Source organism: Citrobacter sp. C348, assembly GCF_047467975.1.
GTDB classification, from domain to species: Bacteria; Pseudomonadota; Gammaproteobacteria; order Enterobacterales; family Enterobacteriaceae; genus Citrobacter; species Citrobacter gillenii.
Map to the genome: position 1 here is coordinate 477,955 of NZ_JASJUJ010000002.1, position 20,227 is coordinate 498,181.

Consider the following 20,227-nt stretch of genomic DNA (forward strand, 5'->3'; position numbering starts at 1 on the left):
GGTTATTCAAAGCGGCGACGCGCATTGGCTTCACGTGCTGCGCGGGCAGTTTCTACCGAGACCACGCGGCGACCGACGGGCCAGAGTGCAATTGCGGCAATCTTAAAGTTAGCAATCCCCACCGGAATCCCAATAATCGTGATGCACTGGGCAATACCGGAGACAATATGCATCAGGCACAGCCACCAGCCGAAGAAAATCAGCCAAAAAATATTCAGTAATGTTCCGCCGGTGTTCAGAAGAACATTTTTACCTGCCGGGTTGAGTTCATCAACATGAATCGCTTCGTTGCCATAGGGAAACAGAGAAAGGCGCGTTATCTCCCAGCATGAGCGGGTTAATGGCAGGGTAAAAATAAGCACGATACTGACCAGCGTTGCCAGTAACCAGGCTAAGGTGGTGGCGAACCCCCCGAGCACAAAATTTAAAATATTCAGAACTGTACGCATAAACTCTCGGTTAACTCTTGTTTTTGGTGTATTCGGCAATTGTAACGTTTTTTTGGGCTGGAGCACGTTTTCTCTGGCGGTTACACTGATAAGTAAACCTCTTCGTGTGGATCCGCTTAAGCCTTATGGAACTGAAAGCTACTTCTATTGGAAAACGTCTGGCGCAACACCCGTACGATCGGGCCGTTATTCTTAATGCCGGGATTAAAGTTTCCGGCGATCGTCACGAGTATCTTATTCCATTCAATCAATTACTGGCTATTCATTGCAAACGGGGTCTCGTATGGGGGGAACTCGAATTTGTGCTCCCGGGCGATAAGGTTGTGCGACTGCATGGGACGGAATGGGCAGAAACTCAGCGTTTTCATCGCCATCTCAACATGCTTTGGCAGCAGTGGAGCCAGGAAATGAGCGAGGTCGCCGCCACGGTTTTGCAGGAGCAGCTCGAGACGATTGCGGCCCGTACCCATGAAAATAAATGGCTGACACGCAACCAAACGGCAGGCCTGCAACAGCAAATCCGCCGTGCGTTCGCGGCGCTGCCGCTGCCGGTTGAAAGGCTGGAGGAATTTGACAACTGTCGCGAGGCAATACGCCAGTGTCAGGCATGGTTGCAGGATATTGAAGCCTGCCGGTTGCAGCATAATCAAGCCTATACCGACGCAATGCTGACAGAGTACGCCGAGTTCTTCCAGCAGATTGAATCTTCGCCGCTGAATCCGGCTCAGGCCCGGGCGGTGGTTAACGGTGAGCAATCGTTACTCGTGCTTGCGGGTGCGGGAAGTGGCAAAACATCTGTGCTGGTGGCACGTGCAGGTTGGCTACTGGCAAAGGGAGACGCGGTGGCCGAACAAATTCTGCTGCTGGCGTTTGGTCGCAAAGCGGCCGAGGAAATGGATGAGCGGATTCGTGAGCGACTGCATACAGAAGACATCACCGCCCGGACGTTCCACTCGCTGGCGCTGCACATCATTCAGCAGGGCAGTAAAAAGGTCCCAACGGTAAGCAAGCTTGAAAACGATACCCCCGCGCGCCATAAACTTTTTATTACCGCCTGGCGTCAGCAGTGTAGTGAGAAAAAGGCGCAGGCCAAAGGCTGGCGGCAATGGTTAGAAGAAGAGATGCAGTGGTCAGTACCTGAAGGTAATTTTTGGGATGATGAAAAACTGCAGCGTCGCCTGGCCCCGAGGCTGGATCGTTGGGTTAGCCTGATGCGTATGCACGGGGGGGCGCAAGCGGAAATGATTGCCAATGCGCCGGAGGACATTCGCGATCTATTCAGTAAACGTATCAAGCTCATGGCGCCGTTGCTTAAGGCATGGAAGAGCGCCCTGAAAGAAGAAAACGCCGTTGATTTTTCCGGGCTAATTCATCAGGCCATCGTCATTCTGGAAAAGGGGCGTTTTATCAGCCCGTGGAAACATATTCTGGTTGATGAGTTTCAGGACATTTCCCCCCAGCGCGCAGCGTTGCTGGCTGCGTTGCGACAGCAAAATTCACAGACCACCTTGTTTGCTGTAGGAGACGATTGGCAGGCTATTTATCGCTTTAGTGGCGCACAGCTTTCGTTAACTACTGCCTTCCATCACACCTTTGGCGAGGGCGAACGCTGCGATTTGGATACCACTTACCGCTTCAATAGCCGTATTGGAGAGGTAGCCAACGGCTTTATTCAGCAAAACCCGCATCAGCTCGCCAAACCGCTTAACAGCCTGACGGTTGGTGACAAAAAAGCGGTGACGCTGTTGGATGAAAGCCAGCTGGATGCGCTGCTGGATAAGCTGTCTGGTTTTGCGAAAGCCGAGGAGCGAATTCTGGTACTGGCGCGCTATCATCATCTGAAACCTGCCAGCCTGGAGAAGGCGGCGACCCGTTGGCCCAAGCTACAGCTTGAGTTTATGACTATCCATGCCAGTAAAGGGCAGCAGGCGGATTACGTCATTATTGTCGGGCTTCATGACGGTAATGATGGTTTCCCGGCACCGGCCCGCGAGTCAATTATGGAGGAGGCGCTGCTGCCGGCGGTAGAAGATTTTCCTGATGCAGAAGAGAGACGCTTGCTTTACGTGGCGCTTACGCGTGCACGGCATCGGGTATGGCTGCTGTTTAATAAAGACGCGCCGTCGTGTTTTGTCGATGAGCTTAAACAGCGGGATGTGCCAGTTAGCCGTAAACCTTGAAAGCAGGCGGCGACAGCCGCCTGCAGGCTATTATTTGAGGCGCTCAGCCAGGTAGCGGGCGTAATCGGGGATCAGGATCTCCGTCTCGTCGCTGAAATTCGGCGACTGGATAATAAAGTCGGCCGTCGACACGTTGGTCGCTACCGGAATATTCCACACCGTTGCCAGGCGCAGAAGGGCTTTGACATCAGGGTCGTGAGGCACGGCATTGAGCGGATCCCAAAAGAAGATCAGCACATCAATTTTCCCTTCAGAGATCAGCGCTCCCACCTGCTGGTCGCCGCCCATCGGGCCGCTCAGCATAGCGTTAACGTCCATACCGGTCGCGCGCTGGATTAAATTACCCGTTGTGCCTGTCGCATAGAGAACGTGTTGTTCCAGCAGTGGCTGGTGGCGTTCAACCCAGTTCATCAACATCTTTTTACAGTGATCGTGTGCAACCAGCGCAATATGTTTGCGCGCTGGCAAGGTGCGAGTCGTCAATTCCATAGTACAGCTCCCAAGTTAACCTGGTTACAGAGTACTGGAAGCACTTGACGCTGCAAGAGAAAGACAAAAAAAATGCGTACGTGGACATAAATGTCATGAAGGGGGCTGCTTCTCTGCCCATTGCAGGAAGTTACTTCGCGTTTGCGCGTCGGCCTGTTGAAACCAATACTTCAATCGCTGCTCGGTAAGCGTTTGCGATTGAGGTGGCACCCGGTCCAGTTCAGAAACGCCGGAGAGTAGCGAGCTGTCATCTGCCATCATGGTGGCAAATTGGGGTAATGAAGCATGCTTAGCTGCTTTGTTATAGCGTTCTGTCTCCAGTTCATAATCAACGATTTTCGCCGCGGACGTAATGGTCATAATATCCAGCTTGACTGGAATCGGCATGGCGTCACCATCCAACAGTTCCACGCGCGGGGTTTCATCGAAATGCGCCGCGTCACGCTCGTTGCCCAGACGTGGAAGATGAAAATTAACCTGACTGACCAGTTGGGTATCGAAGCTGATGACCAACGGGGGAGAAATATACAGCCGTTCTTCATGGCTGGACAGGCGAATGGTTTTCTCGACGCGAAAAACCAGCTGGTGCCGACCGTTTTCCAGCTCAATGCTTTCGGCACCGCGCAACAATGAGCTGGAGACTTTTTTTCCGTCCAGTACCAGCAGGTCAATGTCGCTTGACAGACGCAGTGAGGTCGCATAAACGGATACCGGCAAACACAGGGCAATCAAGGCTGTCACAATGCCGGCTCTCATAGGGTTCTCCTGTCCAGAAAATACCTGAGTAAGATGTATCAAAAGTTTTCGACAATCATGTTTACTAACATATAGACATAATTTCCAGTTTAGCTCTCATGCGCCGGTATGGGATGAATGGTTGCAACGTCAGGTTTGTCGTACACTTTGCAAAACAGCCTGGAGGAAGATGATGAAAGAGACCGATATTGCTGGCATTTTGACATCCACCCGCACGATTGCTTTGGTAGGGGCAAGCGATAAACCCGACCGCCCCAGCTATCGCGTGATGAAATATTTGCTCGATCAGGGCTATCACGTTATTCCTGTTTCCCCCAAGGTTGCCGGGAAAACGTTACTGGGACAGCAAGGGTATGCGACGCTGGCGGATGTGCCGGAGAAGGTGGATATGGTGGATGTCTTCCGTAATTCAGAAGCGGCCTGGGGTGTTGCGCAGGAGGCGATTGCCATCGGGGCAAAGACATTATGGATGCAGTTGGGCGTGATCAATGAGCCGGCGGCGGTGCTGGCGCGTGATGCGGGTCTGGCTGTGGTGATGGATCGCTGCCCGGCTATCGAGATCCCGAGACTGGGGCTGGCGAAATAAGAATGAGCAGTTGCCGGATGAGTTTATCGTCATCCGGCAACGGCTAAAGTCAGTTGCGCAGGCGTGGAGCCTGAAGCTGTTTACGGATGGTCCGTGCCAGTTCATCCATCGATGGTTGCTCTGGATGTTCTTCCTGTAGCTCACTGCTCAACTGTGCTTCCGCCAGATACGTATGCACTGGCAGGCCATTATCGTCTTCCATCACCACGTGATACCAGGGAGCGGCGCGAAGTTCGTCGTTAACCGCCAACTCATCAGGTGACGGGTCATCAAGCGAATATTCCGGGTCGATATCCACGACCACTCCGAGGTAACCTAACAGGGAATGGCGGACCTGCTGGCCGATACCGAATTTGCTGGCAATCATAGTCACCTCCCGGGAAATAGATACCCTCTATGTAAGGGCAATATTCCACTTTTCAAGTTACATGATGCGACAGGCAAACCCTTTCAGATACAGCCCTTCCGGGTAGGTAGCGATCACCGGATGATCGGCGGCCTGACGGAACTGCTCTATAAATTGTACATCACGACCCGCATCTAATGCGGCATCAGCGATGATTTTCTGAAATAAATCGGTCGTCATCAGTCCGGAGCAGGAGAACGTCAGCAGTACACCGCCAGGATTCAGTAGCTGGATAGCCAGCATATTGATGTCCTTATAGCCACGACAGGCGCCCATTAGCTGGCTTTTGTTTTCCACAAACTTCGGCGGATCCATCACGATGACATCAAACTTCTCACCGCGATCGCGATAGGCGCGCAGCAGTTTAAAGACGTCATCGCGCACAAATTCAGCTTTGCTCAGATCCAGCTTATTCAGTTCGACGTTTTGTCTGGCGATGTCGAGCGCTTCCTGCGAGGTATCAACGCTGACGACCTGGCTGCATCCACCCATCAGCGCAGATACCGCGAAACCGCCGGTATAGGAGAAACAGTTCAGGACACGTTTGTCTTGTACATAACGACGCGTGGCCAGACGGCTGTCACGCTGATCCAGATAGTAACCTGTCTTATGACCGTGCTGAATATCGACCAACAGCTTCATGCCGTGTTCTTCAATCGGCAGCAGGGCCGGAGGCAGTTCGCCCGTGACGGGCCCCTGGGTCAGCTCCATACCTTCTTTTTTGCGCACTGCAACATCGCTGCGATCATAAATGGCGCATTCAGGGAACACCGTTTGCAGGGCGCTAATCAGCGCGGCACGCTGATATTCAGCCCCGGCGCTGAGCAGTTGCAGGACGAGGAAACGGCCAAAACGGTCAATGGTGATACCCGGCAGGCCATCGGATTCTCCGGCGATCAGACGGTAGCTGTCCAGGCCGTCTTTCTTCGCCAGCCAGTCGCGCCACGTCTTTGCTTGCTGCAAACGGCGGGTGAAGAAGTCAATATCAATGGATTCGGACTTGTCGAATGTCCAGACGCGTGCACGGATCTGCGACGCCGGTGACCAGGCTCCGCGTGCTAACCATTTACCCTGATGGTCAACAATATCGATGGTTTCACCCAGGCTGGCTTTACCTTCCATACGGGCGACGGCACCAGAAAATACCCACGGATGGCGGCGAAGTAATGATTTTTCGCGCCCTTTGGCTAACACTAAACGTACACTCATAATTTGCTATTCTGTCGATTCAAAGAAATGGGCGCCATTGTCCTGAGTTTTTCGAGGATTTGCAACGCGCAACGCGATGATAAGGAGAACCGTAATGTCTAAAGTCTGCATCATTGCCTGGGTTCACGGCCGGGTACAGGGCGTGGGTTTTCGCTACACCACTCAGCATGAAGCACAACGGTTGGGATTAACCGGATACGCAAAGAACATGGATGACGGTAGCGTAGAGATTGTCGCCTGCGGCGAAAGCGACCAGGTGGAACAACTGATGAGGTGGTTAAAGGCTGGGGGCCCGCGTAGCGCCAGGGTAGACAGAATTCTCAGCGAACCCCACCGTCCTGGCGATGATTTAAAGGGATTTAGTATCCGCTATTAAATACATTTTACCGGTTTAGGCAGGCCCGCGATTTTGGTTGCCTGTTTAGCCGGACCTTTCGGAAACAGACGGTAAAGATAACGGCTGTTACCTTTGTCTTCGCCAAACTTGTTGGCCATCGCTTTTACCAGCATGCGGATTGCCGGAGACGTATTAAACTCCAGATAAAACTCGCGTACAAAGCGCACCACTTCCCAATGCTCGGGCGTCAGGGTAATACCTTCGTTTTCGGCAATGGCAGCGGCCAGCGGCTCACTCCACTCGGTAGTGTCTTTTAAATAGCCTTCGCTGTCGGTACTGATTTCTCTACCTTCAAAGATCAACATAATCCTTCACTGCGTTAGTCAAACTGGCGGCAGTTTAGCAAAAAAGAAAGCCCCGCATAAGCGGGGCTGGATAATGCGAGTTGACAACTTAGTCGCGGCTGGCGAAGCCCAGAATGCTCAGCAGGCTGACGAAGATGTTGTACAGCGACACATACAGGCTGACCGTTGCACGGATGTAGTTGGTTTCACCGCCACGGATGATATTGCTGGTTTCGAACAGGATAGCGCCTGAAGAAATCAGAATAAACACCGCGCTGATAGCCAGATGCAGAGCCGGCAACTGCAGGAAAATATTGGCAACCATACCAATCAGCACCACCACGATACCCGCCATCAGCATACCGCCGAGGAAGGACATGTCTTTACGGGTGGTCAGCACGTAGGCAGAACAGCTGAAGAAGACCAGCGCGGTACCGCCCAGCGCCATACCGATGACATCACCCATGCCCGCAGACAAGTAGGCATTCAGCATCGGTCCCAGAATGTAGCCCAGGAAGCCGGTGAAGGCGAAAGCTGACAGAATACCGACCGGCTTATCTGCCGTTTTATAGGTCAGGAACATCAGGCCATACATACCGACCAGCGTCAGGATAAGACCCGGGGATGGCAGCATCAGCACGGTGCTAGCCGTTGCGGTGATGGCAGAAAACGCCAGCGTCAGGCTAAGCAGAAAATAGGTATTACGCAGCACTTTATGCGTGCTGAGTAGCGATGTACGGTCGCGCGATGAACTAATAATACGATCCATGAGTCACTCTCTTATGACAGATGTAATTAATGACGGAGGATAATGAAATCGCGGGTAATGACACAGCGGTTTTACCCATCTTTACGCATTTTAACCCGCCAGACTTAAGCATTTTATTTCAGCAAAAGTGCCTGAATCAGATGTTACCACTTAATGTTTGAAAATGTCAGATCGATATCTGATAGGTAACTGAAAAATATTGCGTTATCCCCTACATCCCTTTAAGAGTGACTGCGGTGTCATCATAAAACAGAACAATAAGGTGCAGGGAATGACTCAACAAAAATCGAAGGTATTTACGTTTTCGCTGTTGACCGCCTGTTTGATATCGATAAACGGTGCGGTATGGGCTGCCAATGTTCCTGCAGGAACAACATTGGCCGAAAAACAGGAACTGGTGAGAAATAACGGGAGTGAACCTGCATCGTTGGATCCGCATAAAGTTGAAAGCAACGTTGAATTTACTTTAATCAGCGATATGTTCGACGGTCTGGTTGCCGTCAGTCAGGATGGGGCTATCGAGCCTCGACTGGCGGCATCCTGGGAGAATAAAGATAACACCATCTGGACCTTTCATTTACGACCGGGTATTACCTGGTCTGATGGCTCTGCCATTACCGCACAGGATGTTGTCTGGAGCTGGCAGCGTCTGGTTTCACCGCAAACAGCTTCACCGTATGCCTCTTACCTTGGCAACATGCATGTGGCCAACGCTGTCGATATCGCACAGGGGAAAAAAGACCCCACCACGCTGGGTGTAAAAGCACTGAATGATACCACGCTGGAAATTACCCTGACGCAACCGACGGCGGCGTTTCTGGCTATGCTGGCGCACCCGTCACTGGTACCGCTGGATAAGGTACTGATTGGCCGTTATGGCGACAAGTGGACCCGACCAGAGCATTTTGTCAGCAGTGGACCGTACGAACTGTCGCAGTGGGTGGTGAACGAGCGAATTGTCGCGGTGCGCAATACGCACTACTGGGATAACGCGCACACGGTCATTGATAAAGTCACTTATCTGCCTATTAGCTCAGAAGCGGCAGATGTTAACCGCTACAAGGCCGGTGAAATCGATATTGTTTTGAGCGTGCCGGTGAATCAGTTTGCCCAGTTGAAAAAAACAATGGGTAATGAGCTTCACGTCTCACCGTTGTTATCAACCTATTACTACCAGTTTAATACGACCCGGGCGCCGTTTAACGACTCGCGCGTGCGTCGGGCGCTGAATATGGCGCTGGATAAAGACATCATTGCCCAAAAGGTGATGGGGCAGGGGCAGCGGGAAGCCTGGGTTATCAGCCAGCCTGAAATTGGCGGGGTGACGTTATCCGCGCCAGAATACGCGTCGTGGCCGCGGGATAAACGTATTGCGGAAGCGAAAAAACTACTGGCAGAAGCCGGTTTTGGCCCTGAACATCCGCTTTCATTAAATTTGCTCTACAACACCTTCGAAACGCATCAGCGGATTGCGATTGCGGCATCGTCGATGTGGAAGAAAAATTTGGGTGTCGAGGTGACGCTGCAAAACCAGGAGTGGAAAACGATGCTGGACACCATGCACACCGGTAATTTTGATGTGGTGCGCTATGCGTGGATCGCTGATTACGATGATGCTTCAAGCTTCCTGAATATTTTCCGTACCGGCGATAGTGAGAACACGACCCAGTACAGCAACCCTGCCTATGATGAGGCGATGAGTCATGCGGCGAAAGCAGGTTCAGTGGAAGAACGTGGCAAGTATTATCAGCAGGCGGAAGCGCTTTTGGCTGAGGATGTGCCAGCCATTCCGATTTATCACTATGTTCGCGCACATCTGGTGAAGCCGTGGGTAGGGGGATTTGCGCCGGATAACCGGGGCTATTACTACACCAAAGATATGTTCATCAAAAAACACTAAGTGGCAGAAGAGCATATTTGTGCTGAATAAACGTTCAATCTGTTGTTATTTCAGTCGATTAACAATATTTTGACTGTTTTTCAGGCAAACGAACACATTGGTGCTTTACAGGTCCGTTCGGGATGTTTATAGTGCGCCTCATTGGAAGCGTGGCCGAGCGGTTGAAGGCACCGGTCTTGAAAACCGGCGACCCGAAAGGGTTCTAGAGTTCGAATCTCTACGCTTCCGCCAAATACGAAACCCAAGTCGTTATGCGACTTGGGTTTTTTCGTTTTATTCGGTTCTGGTTGCGGCATTTAACGTGTCAGGCAAACAGATTCAGCGTGTTAGTCATGTAAGCCGTGGCTTAACCCCATGAAACCGAGTCCTGTCGCCAACACGTCGAGCCAGGATTGACCGAGATAACGTGTTTGCGACAGTAAACCTCTGTTTGTGTCGCGGATTAGACGTCGAGCTTACGGCCAGCCAACCATTCCACTCTGGCCGGGTCGCGATGGGAAAAGAATGCGCTGGTTGCGGTGTCGATCGCGGTGATGTGCAGCATGTCTTCCGCGCTCAGTTCAAAATCGAGGATGTTGATATTCTCTTCCATACGTTCTTTGCGCACCGATTTTGCCAGTGACACGATGCCACGCTGGAAGATCCACCGCAGGACAACCTGACCGACGCTTTTGCCGTATTTCTGGCCTATCGCTGTTAACTCAGGATGCTGGAACAGACCGTTTTTCCCTTCGGCAAACGGGGCCCACGCTTCAGGTTGAATGCCACGACTTTGCATCCACGGCACGGCATGCAGCTGCTGATTGAAAGGGTTCACTTCAATCTGATTCACCGCCGGGGTGACCTTATTAAAGGCAATAAGATCGGCCAGTCTGTCGGGATGGAAGTTGCTCACGCCAATAGCACGAATTTTACCTGCCTGTTGCAGCTCTTCCATGGCACGCCATGCGCCGTGGACATCGCCGTAAGGCTGGTGAATCAAATACAGGTCAACATAGTCGAGCTGTAGTCGGTTCAGTGACCGCTCGAACTGGGCTTTCGCACCTTCGTAGTTTGTATCGTGTAACCACAGTTTGGTGGTCACAAAAAGTTCATCGCGGGCGACGCCGCTTTGTTTTAGCGCGTTGCCGACCTGAGTTTCATTCAGGTAAGAGGCAGCGGTATCAATCAGGCGATAACCCGTTTCGATGGCGTCAATCACCGCCCGCTCGCACTCGGCGGCATCCGTCATCTGGAATACACCAAAGCCCAACAGGGGCATGTTAATACCGTTGTTCAGTGTGACTGTTTGCATGACGTTATCCTTCAACTGTTGTCCCGTAACAGCATAACGCAAACTGATTTATTTGATTAGATGGAGTAATTCACTAAGCTTTATTAGATGGATTCATTAATCTGATGGAACAACGCCGGTCGGCTTCGAGCCGGAAACGGACTTTATCTCACCGGCTCCACCCGACCATCCATCAGGATATATTGCGCCGCTTTACGTGCGTATTGATCAATCAAAGGAACAAGCCGAGTAAAATGCTCGCTGGCACAGTGTGCATCGAGTGCTGCCCGGTCAGGCCACTCTTCAATGAAAATAAAATGCCCCAGATCCTTTTCATCCCGGTACAAATCATAAGCAATACACAGGGGCTCTTTCTTCGTTGCCGCGATGAGTTCGCGGTATAAAGGGAGAACGTTGTCGACGCATTCAGGTTTGATAAAATCTTCGGCGATGACTTTAAGCATGCGAACTCCTTCATTAAAAATGGTACAAGGTTTTTTACGGATAATGCCAGCCTCAAGGGCCGGTCAGAGCCAGAAACAGACGCTCAGATTTAATAAATCTGCCGACAAATGGCCAGCAGACTTTTTAGGGTATTAGTTGCGTGCAGCGATAGCCGCAGCGGCACCGCCCATAGCAACAGCGCCTATACGATTGGCAAATCTCACCGCTTTAGGCGTCCGTAATAAAACGCGTGCTCTGTGTGCAAGGAACGTCCAGGTCAGATCGATCGCGGCCAATGTCACCAGCGTAATGCTGGCAAGGATTGCCCATTCACTTACACCGGCTTTTGACAAATCGATAAACGACGGAAGAAGAGCCAGGTAGAACACCATGATTTTGGGGTTACCCAACGTTAATGCCATACCCGCGCTAAACATTGACCATGAAGATGTCCGTTGCGGAAGTTCGTCTGTTTTCTCATTCACAGGCTTGCGCCACATTTTAAACGCAAGCCAGCAAAGGTAGGCGATGCTTACCCATTTCAGAATATGAAAACCGAACTGGAATGTTTGCGCGAGGGTAGTTAGCCCGGCCATAGCCATGGAGAGCCAGATCACTTCACCTATCCACATTGCAGCGATGAAAGGTATGACATTTCGCCAGCCATTCGTAATGACCCGTGACACAAGGGCAGCAATACTGGGTCCTGGAACGCCGGCATTAAGAAACAGCGCTCCGGCAAATAAAAAATAAGGAATAAATTCCATCGTTAACCTCAAATAAAAGTGCCCCGAAAGGCTTATTGTACCTGCTGTGCACGTCCTGGAAGTCGGTGATAGCCCAGTCCTAATCTATCAGAATTTCAACCAACGATAATCTGGATACCAGTACAGTGGCCCCCATTGGTCGGGTGGAAATCAACAGAACAGGCAGTAACCACCACATAGAGATCTGTTTCCGCGAGTAATAGCACATTTCCTCCGGGGGGATTGTTCGAAGCCAATACCTCAAGCTTACCGTTAGCCTGCGGTTCTGAGCGTTGGAAAAAATTGACCGGATCGGGAACGATGGGGAGTGATATGTCTGCCGCCTGCAGTGCTCTCAGCATGTTGTCACGACAGTTCGGGTGATCATACAGGCCTGCTCGTTCGTAAAGTCCAGGGTTGCAGGCCGGGAACAGCATATCATGTGGGCATGGTGAGTTATCCTGCACTAATGTGAGTAAGGGGTTGGCTTTTTCACTGTAAAAAGACTCTCCCGGTGCGGGGAATAATCGCTCTGTTATATCTCGCGTCTGAGATGTGCTTAGCCAGTCAATTTCACCAGCGCTGATAGACATTGCCCACAAGTCCGCAACCTGCTGCCCTTCAGGGTCAATAACACTAAACGTTTGACCTTTAGCAACCCAAAAGCCACGACCATCCTGTGGCGGAATATCTATCTTTATCTGCTCGCTCATTTCCTGACATCCATTCTGATTACCAGTAACGAAGATTAACAAAATGGCAGTGGCGTAACTAATGAATGATGAGGAAACGGATATTGCTCGTATAATAGGGTGTTAATCAATGGGGAGCCGGATCTCCTCGCCACGACCCGCGACGATTACCCCAGCAGCAACCCGCTGCATGGCAATGTCGACGTCTGCTCTGAGGATCCCGACATGACCACTTTTCATCAACTTACTGCCACCAGCCTGCAGGGTCAGCTCATCTCTATGGCTGACTACGCTGGCAAGCTGGTTCTGGTCGTTAACACTGCCAGCCATTGTGGCTTTACGCCACAATACGCAGGTCTTGAGGTGCTTTACAAGAAGTACGCTGCGCAGGGGCTGGTGGTGCTGGGGTTTCCCTGCAACCAATTTGGTAAGCAGGAACCCGGCGGTGCCGACGAAATCGCTCAGACCTGCCACATCAACTACGGTGTGAGTTTCCCGATGTTCGAGAAAGTGGAGGTCAACGGCGGCGCAACGCATCCGGTATTTCGCTACCTGAAAGACGAATTGCCAGGCGTGCTGGGTGGGCGGATCAAGTGGAACTTCACTAAGTTCCTGATTGGACGTGACGGTAAACCGCTCAAGCGTTTTGCACCGTTCACCACCCCAGAGAAAATAGAAGCCACAATTCTTACAGCACTGGAAATCTAAGTGTTTTGTCATTCTCTGGGGGAATAGCAGTATCTCGTGCTACTGCGGATTTTTTACCTGAATGCTCAGTGCCATTACGGCGCTGGCTGTCGTAAATACCGCAATGACCCAGCTCATTGTCCAAGGTGTGCCATCGCTAAAGAGTGCCAGCAACAGCGAGGAGATGATGCCGCTACCGTATTGCAACGCGCCCATTAGCGCCGATGCGGAACCGGCGACATTCGGCGCGGCGTCCAGTGCACATGCCGTAGACGTCGCGGCGATGATGCCATTCATTGATAAGAACACGAATACGGCTCCGACAATCACGGTGATCCCTCCCGCGTCCAGACCCGTTGTAACAGCCAGCACGATGGCGGCAACGGTAGCGATGAAGACAGCAATCTTAAGTAACGCTTCCAGTGGGTAGCGATAAACCAGGCGTCTGTTGACCGTGCTCACGGCCATCAGTCCCACAATGTTGATGGCAAATAACCAGCCATAATGCTGCGGATCAACGCCGAAGTACGTGATGTACACAAACGGGGAACCGGTGATAAAGGCGTAGGCCGCGATGTAGTAAAACGTCAGGCATAGCGTAAAGCGCATATATCTGGTGTTGGTCAGTAATGCGGAATAATGATGAAAGGCGCTGGAGATGGAAGCCTGGGAACGTTTGTCTTCCGTCAGGGTTTCCGGTAGCCAGCATAACGACAGCAGCATGAATGTACCGATTATCGCCAGTAGCCAGAAAATGGTGTGCCACGAGGTGACCTTAATCATTTGCCCGCCAATCAGAGGACCGGCAATCGGCGCGATAGCCATGATGATCATCAGGGTCGACAGCATTTGTGCTGCGCGAGTACGGCTAAACAGGTCGCGGATCATTGCGCGCGCCAGCATCGGGCCGGTACAGGCACCCAGCGCCTGAAAAACACGCCAGAAGACAATGTGTACAATATCCGTTGATAACGCGCAGCCGACCGAACCTATCACGAATAGACTTAAACCAATGAATAGCGGCAGACGCCGCCCGTAACGATCGCTAATCGGTCCCCAAATCAGTTGTGCAATGCAAAAACCCATGAGAAAACCGGTGATGGTTAACTCAGCATCGCCGTGTAAATCTTTTGCCATCATGGGCATTGCCGGCAGATAGATATCGGTTGATAAGGAGGTCACGGCCATTAAGGCGCTAAGGATAAGGACAAAGGTAAGACCGGTTTTTTTAGCCGTCGCTGACTGCGTTTGTGCTTGTAGGTTAAGCATGCTGAACCATCTGGATATTGAAAGACAGGACCATGTTAACGGGTTTGTGCTTGCAGATAATGGTCAGCAGGAGGATAGGCGCTATGAGTGGTATTCATTAATAATGTGAAGTTTAATTTTCAGGTAAGTGGATGTTAGCTAATAACGCTTTGTTTTTAACGATTTGTTGATGGCATACGTTATATATCCAGTAAAACCAAAATTAATAGGTTTCTTTTTTTGCAACTATACTCACTAAGCCTTACGCAGGTTCATTCGCGTTGATGTGTAACATGCTGGTAAGACGTTGCGCGATCAATGTGGTATCAACGATCTTTAGGCGGAATATCCTCTCGAGGGAAATACAACTATGTCATTTGTAAAAACAAAAGATGGTGTAAACATTTTTTATAAAGACTGGGGTGCGAAAGATGCGCAACCTATCGTATTCCATCATGGCTGGCCGCTGAGCGCAGATGACTGGGATAACCAGATGTTATTCTTCCTTAATCACGGTTATCGTGTTATCGCCATCGATCGTCGCGGGCATGGACGTTCAGATCAGGTGAGCGACGGTCATGATATGGACCACTATGCGGCAGACGTGTCGGCCGTGGTGGAGCATCTTGACCTGCATAATGCCGTGCATATTGGTCACTCCACGGGAGGGGGGCAGGTGGCAAGATATGTCGCTCAATACGGACAACCGCAAGGTCGCGTGGCGAAAGCCGTGCTGATCAGCGCCGTGCCACCGCTGATGGTTAAGACCGATAATAATCCGGGAGGGACACCGCTCAGCGTTTTCGATGGATTCCGCCAGGCGCTTGCCGCTAATCGCGCGCAGTTTTATCTTGACGTGGCAACCGGGCCTTTTTATGGATTCAATCGGGAAGGGGCAGAGATATCCAATGGAACTCTTCAAAACTGGTGGCGACAGGGCATGATGGGGAGTGCAAAAGCGCACTACGAAGGAATTAAGGCGTTCTCTGAAACCGATCAGACCGATGATTTAAAAGCCATTACGCTACCCGTTTTGGTGATGCAAGGAGATGATGATCAGGTCGTCCCTTATAAAAATGCAGCGCTGTTGCAGGATAAATTGCTCGTTAACAGCGTTCTGAAGATTTATCCAGGTTATCCGCATGGGATGCATACTACCCATGCCGAGGTGATTAATAACGATCTGTTGCACTTCATTCAGGCCTGAAAATATTCTGAAGTTGCGGTGAATGTTCAGAATATGCATTAAATCATTGTTAATCGATTATTTAAAAACTCTGGGATTACATAATGTAACCCCAGAGTGTTTATCATATACGGATATATTATATTTATTTATATCAGCGCGATGTTTTAAATCGCGCTAACGTGTTTTCAACGAGCACAAAGAAGACCGGGACAAAATAAATCGCCAGTACGGTCGCCGCCAGCATGCCCCCGATTACGCCGGTGCCGACAGCATTTTGTGCACCAGAACCCGCGCCGTTGCTTATCGCCAGTGGAATTACACCTAAAATGAAAGCCAGTGAGGTCATCAGAATAGGGCGAAGACGCATTTGCGCCGCGTCGACCGCAGCCTCAAGCGGTGTTTTACCTTCCTTTTGCATAATCTCGACGGCAAACTCAACGATCAGAATGGCGTTTTTAGCCGACAGGCCCATCGTGGTGAGCAGGCCGACCTGGAAGTAAACATCATTGCTCAAACCACGCAGGTCGGTAGCCAGCAACGCACCGGCGATGCCAATGGGCACTACGAGCATCACGGAAAAAGGAATGGACCAGCTTTCATACAGTGCTGCCAGCGCAAGAAAGACTACCACGAGCGAAATGGCATATAGCATGGGGGCCTGGTTGGTGGATAACGCCTCTTGATAAGACAGACCCGTCCACGCGTAGCCGACGCCGGGAGGGAGTTTATTAATCAGGGATGCCATAAAGTTCATTGCATCACCGCTGCTTTTCCCGGCAACCGGCTGTCCCAGAATTTCCATCGCAGGCTGCCCGTTGTAGCGTTCAAGACGGGGTGAACCATAGGTCCATTCGGTGGTTGAAAAGGCGGAAAGCGGGGTCATAGAGCCGGAGGCGTTGCGCACGTACCAGTGGTTTATATTGCCCGGTAACATACGGAACGGCGTATCAGCCTGGACATACACTTTTTTAACGCGGCCCTGGTTAAGAAAATCATTGACGTAGCGGCTACCAAACGCTGTGGAGAGGGTCTGATTAATATCCGCGAGTGAAACGCCCATGGCCTCAGCTTTTTTTGCGTCAACATTAACATGGAACATCGGTGTGTCTTCCAGCCCGTTAGGACGCACCCCGGCGACCTCTCCGGATGACTGACTGGCCAGCTCCAGCAACTGATTGCGTGCCTGCATCATTTTTTCGTGTCCGAGATTACCGTTATCCAGCAGCTCCATATCAAACCATGAAGCGGTTCCCAGTTCTGCTACCGCAGGTAAATTGAACGGATAAATCACGGCATTATTAATGGCGCTTAAAGCCACCATTGCCCGTTGAATAATGGCGGTAACTGCATTTTCTTCACCAACACGTTCTGACCATGGCTTCAGGCTGATAAAGGCCAGCCCGTTGTTTTGCCCCTGGCCGCTGAAGCCAAATCCACCAACGGTAAAAACAGACGCGACATTTTTCCTTTCTTTCGTCAGGTAGTAATCTGTTATTTCGTCGAGGACTTTGCGGGTATTGACCATCGTTGAACCTGAAGGCAATTGTGCTGTGGTCATGAATACCCCCTGATCTTCTTCAGGTAAAAAGGAGGTTGGGGTGCGTAAAAACAAGCCAATCATGCCGGCCCCGATCACCAAATAGATGACCATATAACGGCCTGTGCAACGCAAGAGTTTACGCGTGCTGTCCGTGTAGTGCCGGGTGCACTTCTCCATGAAATGATTGAAATGGGTGAACAGAAAATGTGTTCTTGTGTTCTCCTCCTCAGGCGCGGGTTTCAACAGCGTGGCGCAAAGTGCGGGTGTCAGGCTCATCGCCACGAATACCGATAGCGTCATAGAGGAGATCAAGGTGATGGAAAACTGACGGAAGATTTCACCTGTCGCGCCGCTCATAAAGGCCATCGGCATAAATACGGCAGATAACACCACGGCAATACCGACCAGCGCTCTTTGCAACTGGCTCATCGCTTTATGCGCTGCCGCTTTTGGCGGCAATTTTTCTTCGCAAATAATACGCTCAACGTTCTCGACCACTACGATGGCATCATCGACTAAAAGTCCTATTGCCAGCACCATGCCAAACATCGTCAGTGTATTAATCGTAAAACCGGCGACAGACAAGATGGAAAATGTGCCGAGAATAACCACGGGAACTGCGATTGTGGGGATAAGCGTCGCGCGGAAATTTTGCAGAAATAGATACATGACGAGGAAGACCAGGATAATTGCCTCGATCAATGTTTGGAAAACACCCTGAATTGAAATCTTGATAAACGGGGTGGTGTCATAGGGGTAAACGGTCTTCATGCTGGCCGGGAACCATGCCGATAATTTGTTCAGCTCTTTTTTGACCGCCTGGGATGTTTCCAGGGCATTTGCGCCGGCGGCAAGCTTAATCGCGATCCCGGCGGCAGGTTTGCCGTTATAACGTGCGACCGTCGAATAATTTTCCGCCCCCAGCTCAATTCGCGCAACGTCACGCAACAGAACCTGAGAACCGTCTTGCTGGACTTTCAGAAAGATCTTACCAAACTCATCGGTGCTTTGCAGACGCGTCTGAACAACGATTGACGCATTCAACTGCTGGTCTGCCGACTGAGGCATACCCCCCAGTTGTCCCCCCGATATCTGATTATTCTGTATCTTAATTTGTGCAATAACGTCCTGCGGTGTGAGGCTATATTTGTTGAGTTTTTGCGGGTCCAGCCAAATGCGCATGGCGTATTGTGAACCGAATAATTGCACGCTCCCCACCCCGGCAGTACGACTGAGAGGGTCTTTAATGTTTGAGGCAACATAGTCAGCAATATCATATTGGCTCAGGCTGTTGTTATCCGAGATAAAGCCGGCAACCATTAAGATATTGCTACTGGATTTATCCACGCTGACCCCTTGTTGCTGAACCTCCTGCGGCAAGGAGGGCATCGCCAACTGCAGTTTATTTTGCACCTGAACCTGTGCAATATCGGGTGATGTGCCGGTTTTAAACGTCAGGATAATTGACGCATTGCCTGTCGCGTCGCTGGTGGACGACATGTACATCAGGCCATCAAGACCATTCATATTTTGTTCAATCACCTGAGTGACGGAGTCTTCTACGGTCTTTGCGTCTGCGCCAGGGTAGGCGGCGTTAATCGTAATCGTCGGGGGCGCTATTTGCGGATATTGGGCGATCGGCAGGTTCATAATAGCAATCCCCCCGGTAAACATCAGAATAATCGCCAGCACCCAGGCAAAAACCGGGCGCTCAATAAAAAAGTTAGCCATGAAGAAGGTGTCCTTAATACCTGAAATATTGCTGTTCGGTTACCGTGTCAGGGCTGTTTGATGGCGAAGAGAGAACCCGGGCTTTCATTCCCGGACGGATTCGTTGTAATCCGGAAACAATAACCCGGTCGCCGGGACGTAATCCTGCGGTCACTAACCATTGGTTACCGACGGCTTTTACTGCATTGATTTCGCGCAGTTGAACTCTGTTTTTCTGGTCGAGGATCAGGGCAGTCGCCTTTCCCTGCTCGTTATGGGTAACTCCTTGCTGAGGAACCATTAGAACGTTCTGCTGGCGACCTTCATCCAGTAAAGCGGTGACATACATACCGGGCAAAATCTCGCCGTCGGGATTCGGGAAGATGGCGCGCAGGGTCACGGAGCCAGTGGTTTCATCAACGGTGGGATCGGAAAACTGCAGCGCCCCGGTATAGCGGTAGGGTTTGCCATTTTCCAGTATCAATTCAACCGGGATCTGGCCTTTTTGCTGGGCGATTTTTCCACTGGATTTTTCTTCTTTCAGGCGTAAGAAGTCCTGTACTGACTGGGTTAAATCGACATAAATCGGGTCCAGTTGCTGAACGGTGACCAGCGCGCTTTCCTGATTCGCGGTGACCAGTGCGCCAACGGTAACGGAAGAGGTACCGCTAATGCCATCGATAGGTGAGGTGACATTGGCGTAATGAAGGTTAATGGCTGCCTGCTCGACATCCGCTCTGGCGACGGCCACGTTAGCGTCAGCCTCATTAAGTTGTGCACGCGTGGTGTCATAATCCTGGCGGCTGACGTAATTGGATTTTAATAAAGCGGATTGGCGCTGGTATGTTAAACGCGCATTATTGGCGGTAGACAGCGCTTTTGCCAGAGAGCCTTTGGCCGCATCGAGTTTTGCCTGCAGAGGGGCCGGATCAATTTGGTAGAGCGATTCGCCTTTGCTGACTTTATCACCCTCAATAAAGTTGCGTTTAATAATTATACCGCTGACCTGAGGTCTTATTTCAGCAATTTCGAATGATATTGCTCTGCCCGGAAGTTCACTTTTAATATCAATGGAAGAAGGTGTCAGGGTAATAACTCCAACCTCGGGTTCTTTGGTCATGTTTTTTTCTGAAGGTTTATTATCACACGCAGTGATAATCGCGATACTAAAAAATAATGGTATCAGCAGTAAGCGTTTTCGGTTCATAGTAATCCCTGAATAATTTTTACGCGCACATTTTTTGTATTGCATGCAGGGGAGGGATGTCATCGG

At 50.9% G+C, this 20,227-nt stretch carries 20 protein-coding genes and 1 tRNA gene; 7 read left to right on the forward strand and 14 right to left on the reverse strand.

Translation table 11 applies throughout. From position 1 onward, the window contains the following. Positions 1-2: 2 nt before the first annotated feature. Positions 3-449, reverse strand: coding sequence for a YccF domain-containing protein (locus QNN86_RS06220; RefSeq protein ID WP_096757638.1), 447 nt, complete (start codon positions 447-449; stop codon positions 3-5). A gap of 125 nt (positions 450-574) precedes the next feature. Here QNN86_RS06220 and helD point away from each other — a divergent pair, with 125 nt between their 5' ends. Then, complete coding sequence (gene helD / locus QNN86_RS06225) at positions 575-2,629, forward strand: DNA helicase IV (RefSeq protein ID WP_414210779.1); 2,055 nt, start codon at positions 575-577, stop codon at positions 2,627-2,629. Positions 2,630-2,659: 30 nt separating this feature from the next. Here helD and mgsA read toward each other — a convergent pair whose 3' ends face one another. Both mgsA and csgI read right to left on the reverse strand, forming a co-directional pair. After that, positions 2,660-3,118, reverse strand: coding sequence for a methylglyoxal synthase (gene mgsA / locus QNN86_RS06230; RefSeq protein ID WP_115258915.1), 459 nt, complete (start codon positions 3,116-3,118; stop codon positions 2,660-2,662). A 93-nt stretch (positions 3,119-3,211) separates the two neighbouring features. After that, positions 3,212-3,874, reverse strand: coding sequence for a curli synthesis inhibitor (gene csgI, locus QNN86_RS06235; protein WP_414210780.1), 663 nt, complete (start codon positions 3,872-3,874; stop codon positions 3,212-3,214). Positions 3,875-4,046: 172 nt separating this feature from the next. On the opposite strand from csgI, the gene QNN86_RS06240 reads away from it, so the two are divergent. Beyond that, the gene (locus QNN86_RS06240) at positions 4,047-4,460 is read left to right on the forward strand and encodes a CoA-binding protein (protein ID WP_096757634.1); all 414 of its coding nucleotides are present in this window, start codon (positions 4,047-4,049) and stop codon (positions 4,458-4,460) included. A gap of 49 nt (positions 4,461-4,509) precedes the next feature. Here QNN86_RS06240 and hspQ read toward each other — a convergent pair whose 3' ends face one another. Together hspQ and rlmI are read right to left on the reverse strand one after the other, a co-directional pair. Beyond that, positions 4,510-4,827 (reverse strand): heat shock protein HspQ, encoded by a 318-nt coding sequence (gene hspQ, locus QNN86_RS06245; RefSeq protein WP_005123508.1) that lies wholly within the window; start codon positions 4,825-4,827, stop codon positions 4,510-4,512. A gap of 57 nt (positions 4,828-4,884) precedes the next feature. Further along, on the reverse strand, positions 4,885-6,075 hold the full coding sequence (gene rlmI / locus QNN86_RS06250; protein ID WP_096757633.1) for a 23S rRNA (cytosine(1962)-C(5))-methyltransferase RlmI: 1,191 nt from the start codon (positions 6,073-6,075) through the stop codon (positions 4,885-4,887). Between the two features lie 94 nt (positions 6,076-6,169). On the opposite strand from rlmI, the gene yccX reads away from it, so the two are divergent. After that, positions 6,170-6,451: an acylphosphatase gene (gene yccX / locus QNN86_RS06255; RefSeq protein ID WP_096757632.1), complete on the forward strand. Its 282-nt coding sequence runs from the start codon at positions 6,170-6,172 to the stop codon at positions 6,449-6,451. On the opposite strand, the gene tusE is transcribed toward yccX, so the two are convergent. Then, positions 6,448-6,777 carry a sulfurtransferase TusE gene (gene tusE, locus QNN86_RS06260; protein ID WP_096757631.1) on the reverse strand — a complete coding sequence of 110 codons (330 nt, stop codon included), beginning with the start codon at positions 6,775-6,777 and terminating at the stop codon, positions 6,448-6,450. The genes yccX and tusE overlap by 4 nt on opposite strands. Before the next feature lie 88 nt (positions 6,778-6,865). Beyond that, positions 6,866-7,525, reverse strand: a complete 660-nt coding sequence (yccA, locus tag QNN86_RS06265; RefSeq protein WP_096757630.1) for an FtsH protease modulator YccA — start codon at positions 7,523-7,525, stop codon at positions 6,866-6,868. Between the two features lie 271 nt (positions 7,526-7,796). Between yccA and QNN86_RS06270 the strand changes: the two genes are divergently transcribed. Together QNN86_RS06270 and QNN86_RS06275 are read left to right on the forward strand one after the other, a co-directional pair. After that, the gene (locus tag QNN86_RS06270; protein ID WP_117341737.1) at positions 7,797-9,425 is read left to right on the forward strand and encodes an ABC transporter substrate-binding protein; all 1,629 of its coding nucleotides are present in this window, start codon (positions 7,797-7,799) and stop codon (positions 9,423-9,425) included. 143 nt (positions 9,426-9,568) lie between these two features. Next, positions 9,569-9,656 (forward strand) — tRNA-Ser (locus QNN86_RS06275). A gap of 211 nt (positions 9,657-9,867) precedes the next feature. Here QNN86_RS06275 and QNN86_RS06280 read toward each other — a convergent pair. From QNN86_RS06280 to QNN86_RS06295, 4 genes are all read right to left on the reverse strand, one after another. Continuing rightward, complete coding sequence (locus QNN86_RS06280) at positions 9,868-10,719, reverse strand: aldo/keto reductase (RefSeq protein WP_096757627.1); 852 nt, start codon at positions 10,717-10,719, stop codon at positions 9,868-9,870. A gap of 143 nt (positions 10,720-10,862) precedes the next feature. Further along, positions 10,863-11,162, reverse strand: a complete 300-nt coding sequence (locus QNN86_RS06285) for a putative quinol monooxygenase (protein WP_414210781.1) — start codon at positions 11,160-11,162, stop codon at positions 10,863-10,865. A 132-nt stretch (positions 11,163-11,294) separates the two neighbouring features. Then, the gene (locus QNN86_RS06290) at positions 11,295-11,909 is read right to left on the reverse strand and encodes a LysE family translocator (RefSeq protein WP_135912281.1); all 615 of its coding nucleotides are present in this window, start codon (positions 11,907-11,909) and stop codon (positions 11,295-11,297) included. 95 nt (positions 11,910-12,004) lie between these two features. Next, on the reverse strand, positions 12,005-12,601 hold the full coding sequence (locus QNN86_RS06295; protein ID WP_117341739.1) for a DUF1989 domain-containing protein: 597 nt from the start codon (positions 12,599-12,601) through the stop codon (positions 12,005-12,007). 204 nt (positions 12,602-12,805) lie between these two features. Between QNN86_RS06295 and QNN86_RS06300 the strand changes: the two genes are divergently transcribed. Beyond that, positions 12,806-13,288 carry a glutathione peroxidase gene (locus tag QNN86_RS06300; protein ID WP_137362676.1) on the forward strand — a complete coding sequence of 161 codons (483 nt, stop codon included), beginning with the start codon at positions 12,806-12,808 and terminating at the stop codon, positions 13,286-13,288. Between the two features lie 39 nt (positions 13,289-13,327). Here QNN86_RS06300 and QNN86_RS06305 read toward each other — a convergent pair whose 3' ends face one another. Continuing rightward, positions 13,328-14,536: a multidrug effflux MFS transporter gene (locus QNN86_RS06305; RefSeq protein WP_414210782.1), complete on the reverse strand. Its 1,209-nt coding sequence runs from the start codon at positions 14,534-14,536 to the stop codon at positions 13,328-13,330. Between the two features lie 349 nt (positions 14,537-14,885). Between QNN86_RS06305 and QNN86_RS06310 the strand changes: the two genes are divergently transcribed. Further along, a complete protein-coding gene (locus QNN86_RS06310) occupies positions 14,886-15,722 on the forward strand; it encodes an alpha/beta fold hydrolase (RefSeq protein ID WP_135912278.1) in 837 nt (278 codons plus the stop codon). 133 nt (positions 15,723-15,855) lie between these two features. Here QNN86_RS06310 and QNN86_RS06315 read toward each other — a convergent pair whose 3' ends face one another. Beyond that, positions 15,856-18,975 carry an efflux RND transporter permease subunit gene (locus QNN86_RS06315; protein WP_414210783.1) on the reverse strand — a complete coding sequence of 1,040 codons (3,120 nt, stop codon included), beginning with the start codon at positions 18,973-18,975 and terminating at the stop codon, positions 15,856-15,858. A gap of 13 nt (positions 18,976-18,988) precedes the next feature. After that, entirely contained in the window at positions 18,989-20,161 is a 1,173-nt protein-coding gene (locus QNN86_RS06320; RefSeq protein WP_414210784.1) for an efflux RND transporter periplasmic adaptor subunit, read from the reverse strand. Positions 20,162-20,227: the final 66 nt, after the last annotated feature.

What these genes read in the sequence shown, in the direction of transcription:
- QNN86_RS06220 (WP_096757638.1), bottom strand. Translation starts at nt 449, where the DNA reads ATGCGTACAGTTCTGAATATTTTAAATTTTGTGCTCGGGGGGTTCGCC.
- helD (WP_414210779.1), top strand. Translation starts at nt 575, where the DNA reads ATGGAACTGAAAGCTACTTCTATTGGAAAACGTCTGGCGCAACACCCG.
- mgsA (WP_115258915.1), bottom strand. Translation starts at nt 3,118, where the DNA reads ATGGAATTGACGACTCGCACCTTGCCAGCGCGCAAACATATTGCGCTG.
- csgI (WP_414210780.1), bottom strand. Translation starts at nt 3,874, where the DNA reads ATGAGAGCCGGCATTGTGACAGCCTTGATTGCCCTGTGTTTGCCGGTA.
- QNN86_RS06240 (WP_096757634.1), top strand. Translation starts at nt 4,047, where the DNA reads ATGAAAGAGACCGATATTGCTGGCATTTTGACATCCACCCGCACGATT.
- hspQ (WP_005123508.1), bottom strand. Translation starts at nt 4,827, where the DNA reads ATGATTGCCAGCAAATTCGGTATCGGCCAGCAGGTCCGCCATTCCCTG.
- rlmI (WP_096757633.1), bottom strand. Translation starts at nt 6,075, where the DNA reads ATGAGTGTACGTTTAGTGTTAGCCAAAGGGCGCGAAAAATCATTACTT.
- yccX (WP_096757632.1), top strand. Translation starts at nt 6,170, where the DNA reads ATGTCTAAAGTCTGCATCATTGCCTGGGTTCACGGCCGGGTACAGGGC.
- tusE (WP_096757631.1), bottom strand. Translation starts at nt 6,777, where the DNA reads ATGTTGATCTTTGAAGGTAGAGAAATCAGTACCGACAGCGAAGGCTAT.
- yccA (WP_096757630.1), bottom strand. Translation starts at nt 7,525, where the DNA reads ATGGATCGTATTATTAGTTCATCGCGCGACCGTACATCGCTACTCAGC.
- QNN86_RS06270 (WP_117341737.1), top strand. Translation starts at nt 7,797, where the DNA reads ATGACTCAACAAAAATCGAAGGTATTTACGTTTTCGCTGTTGACCGCC.
- QNN86_RS06280 (WP_096757627.1), bottom strand. Translation starts at nt 10,719, where the DNA reads ATGCAAACAGTCACACTGAACAACGGTATTAACATGCCCCTGTTGGGC.
- QNN86_RS06285 (WP_414210781.1), bottom strand. Translation starts at nt 11,162, where the DNA reads ATGCTTAAAGTCATCGCCGAAGATTTTATCAAACCTGAATGCGTCGAC.
- QNN86_RS06290 (WP_135912281.1), bottom strand. Translation starts at nt 11,909, where the DNA reads ATGGAATTTATTCCTTATTTTTTATTTGCCGGAGCGCTGTTTCTTAAT.
- QNN86_RS06295 (WP_117341739.1), bottom strand. Translation starts at nt 12,601, where the DNA reads ATGAGCGAGCAGATAAAGATAGATATTCCGCCACAGGATGGTCGTGGC.
- QNN86_RS06300 (WP_137362676.1), top strand. Translation starts at nt 12,806, where the DNA reads ATGACCACTTTTCATCAACTTACTGCCACCAGCCTGCAGGGTCAGCTC.
- QNN86_RS06305 (WP_414210782.1), bottom strand. Translation starts at nt 14,536, where the DNA reads ATGCTTAACCTACAAGCACAAACGCAGTCAGCGACGGCTAAAAAAACC.
- QNN86_RS06310 (WP_135912278.1), top strand. Translation starts at nt 14,886, where the DNA reads ATGTCATTTGTAAAAACAAAAGATGGTGTAAACATTTTTTATAAAGAC.
- QNN86_RS06315 (WP_414210783.1), bottom strand. Translation starts at nt 18,975, where the DNA reads ATGGCTAACTTTTTTATTGAGCGCCCGGTTTTTGCCTGGGTGCTGGCG.
- QNN86_RS06320 (WP_414210784.1), bottom strand. Translation starts at nt 20,161, where the DNA reads ATGAACCGAAAACGCTTACTGCTGATACCATTATTTTTTAGTATCGCG.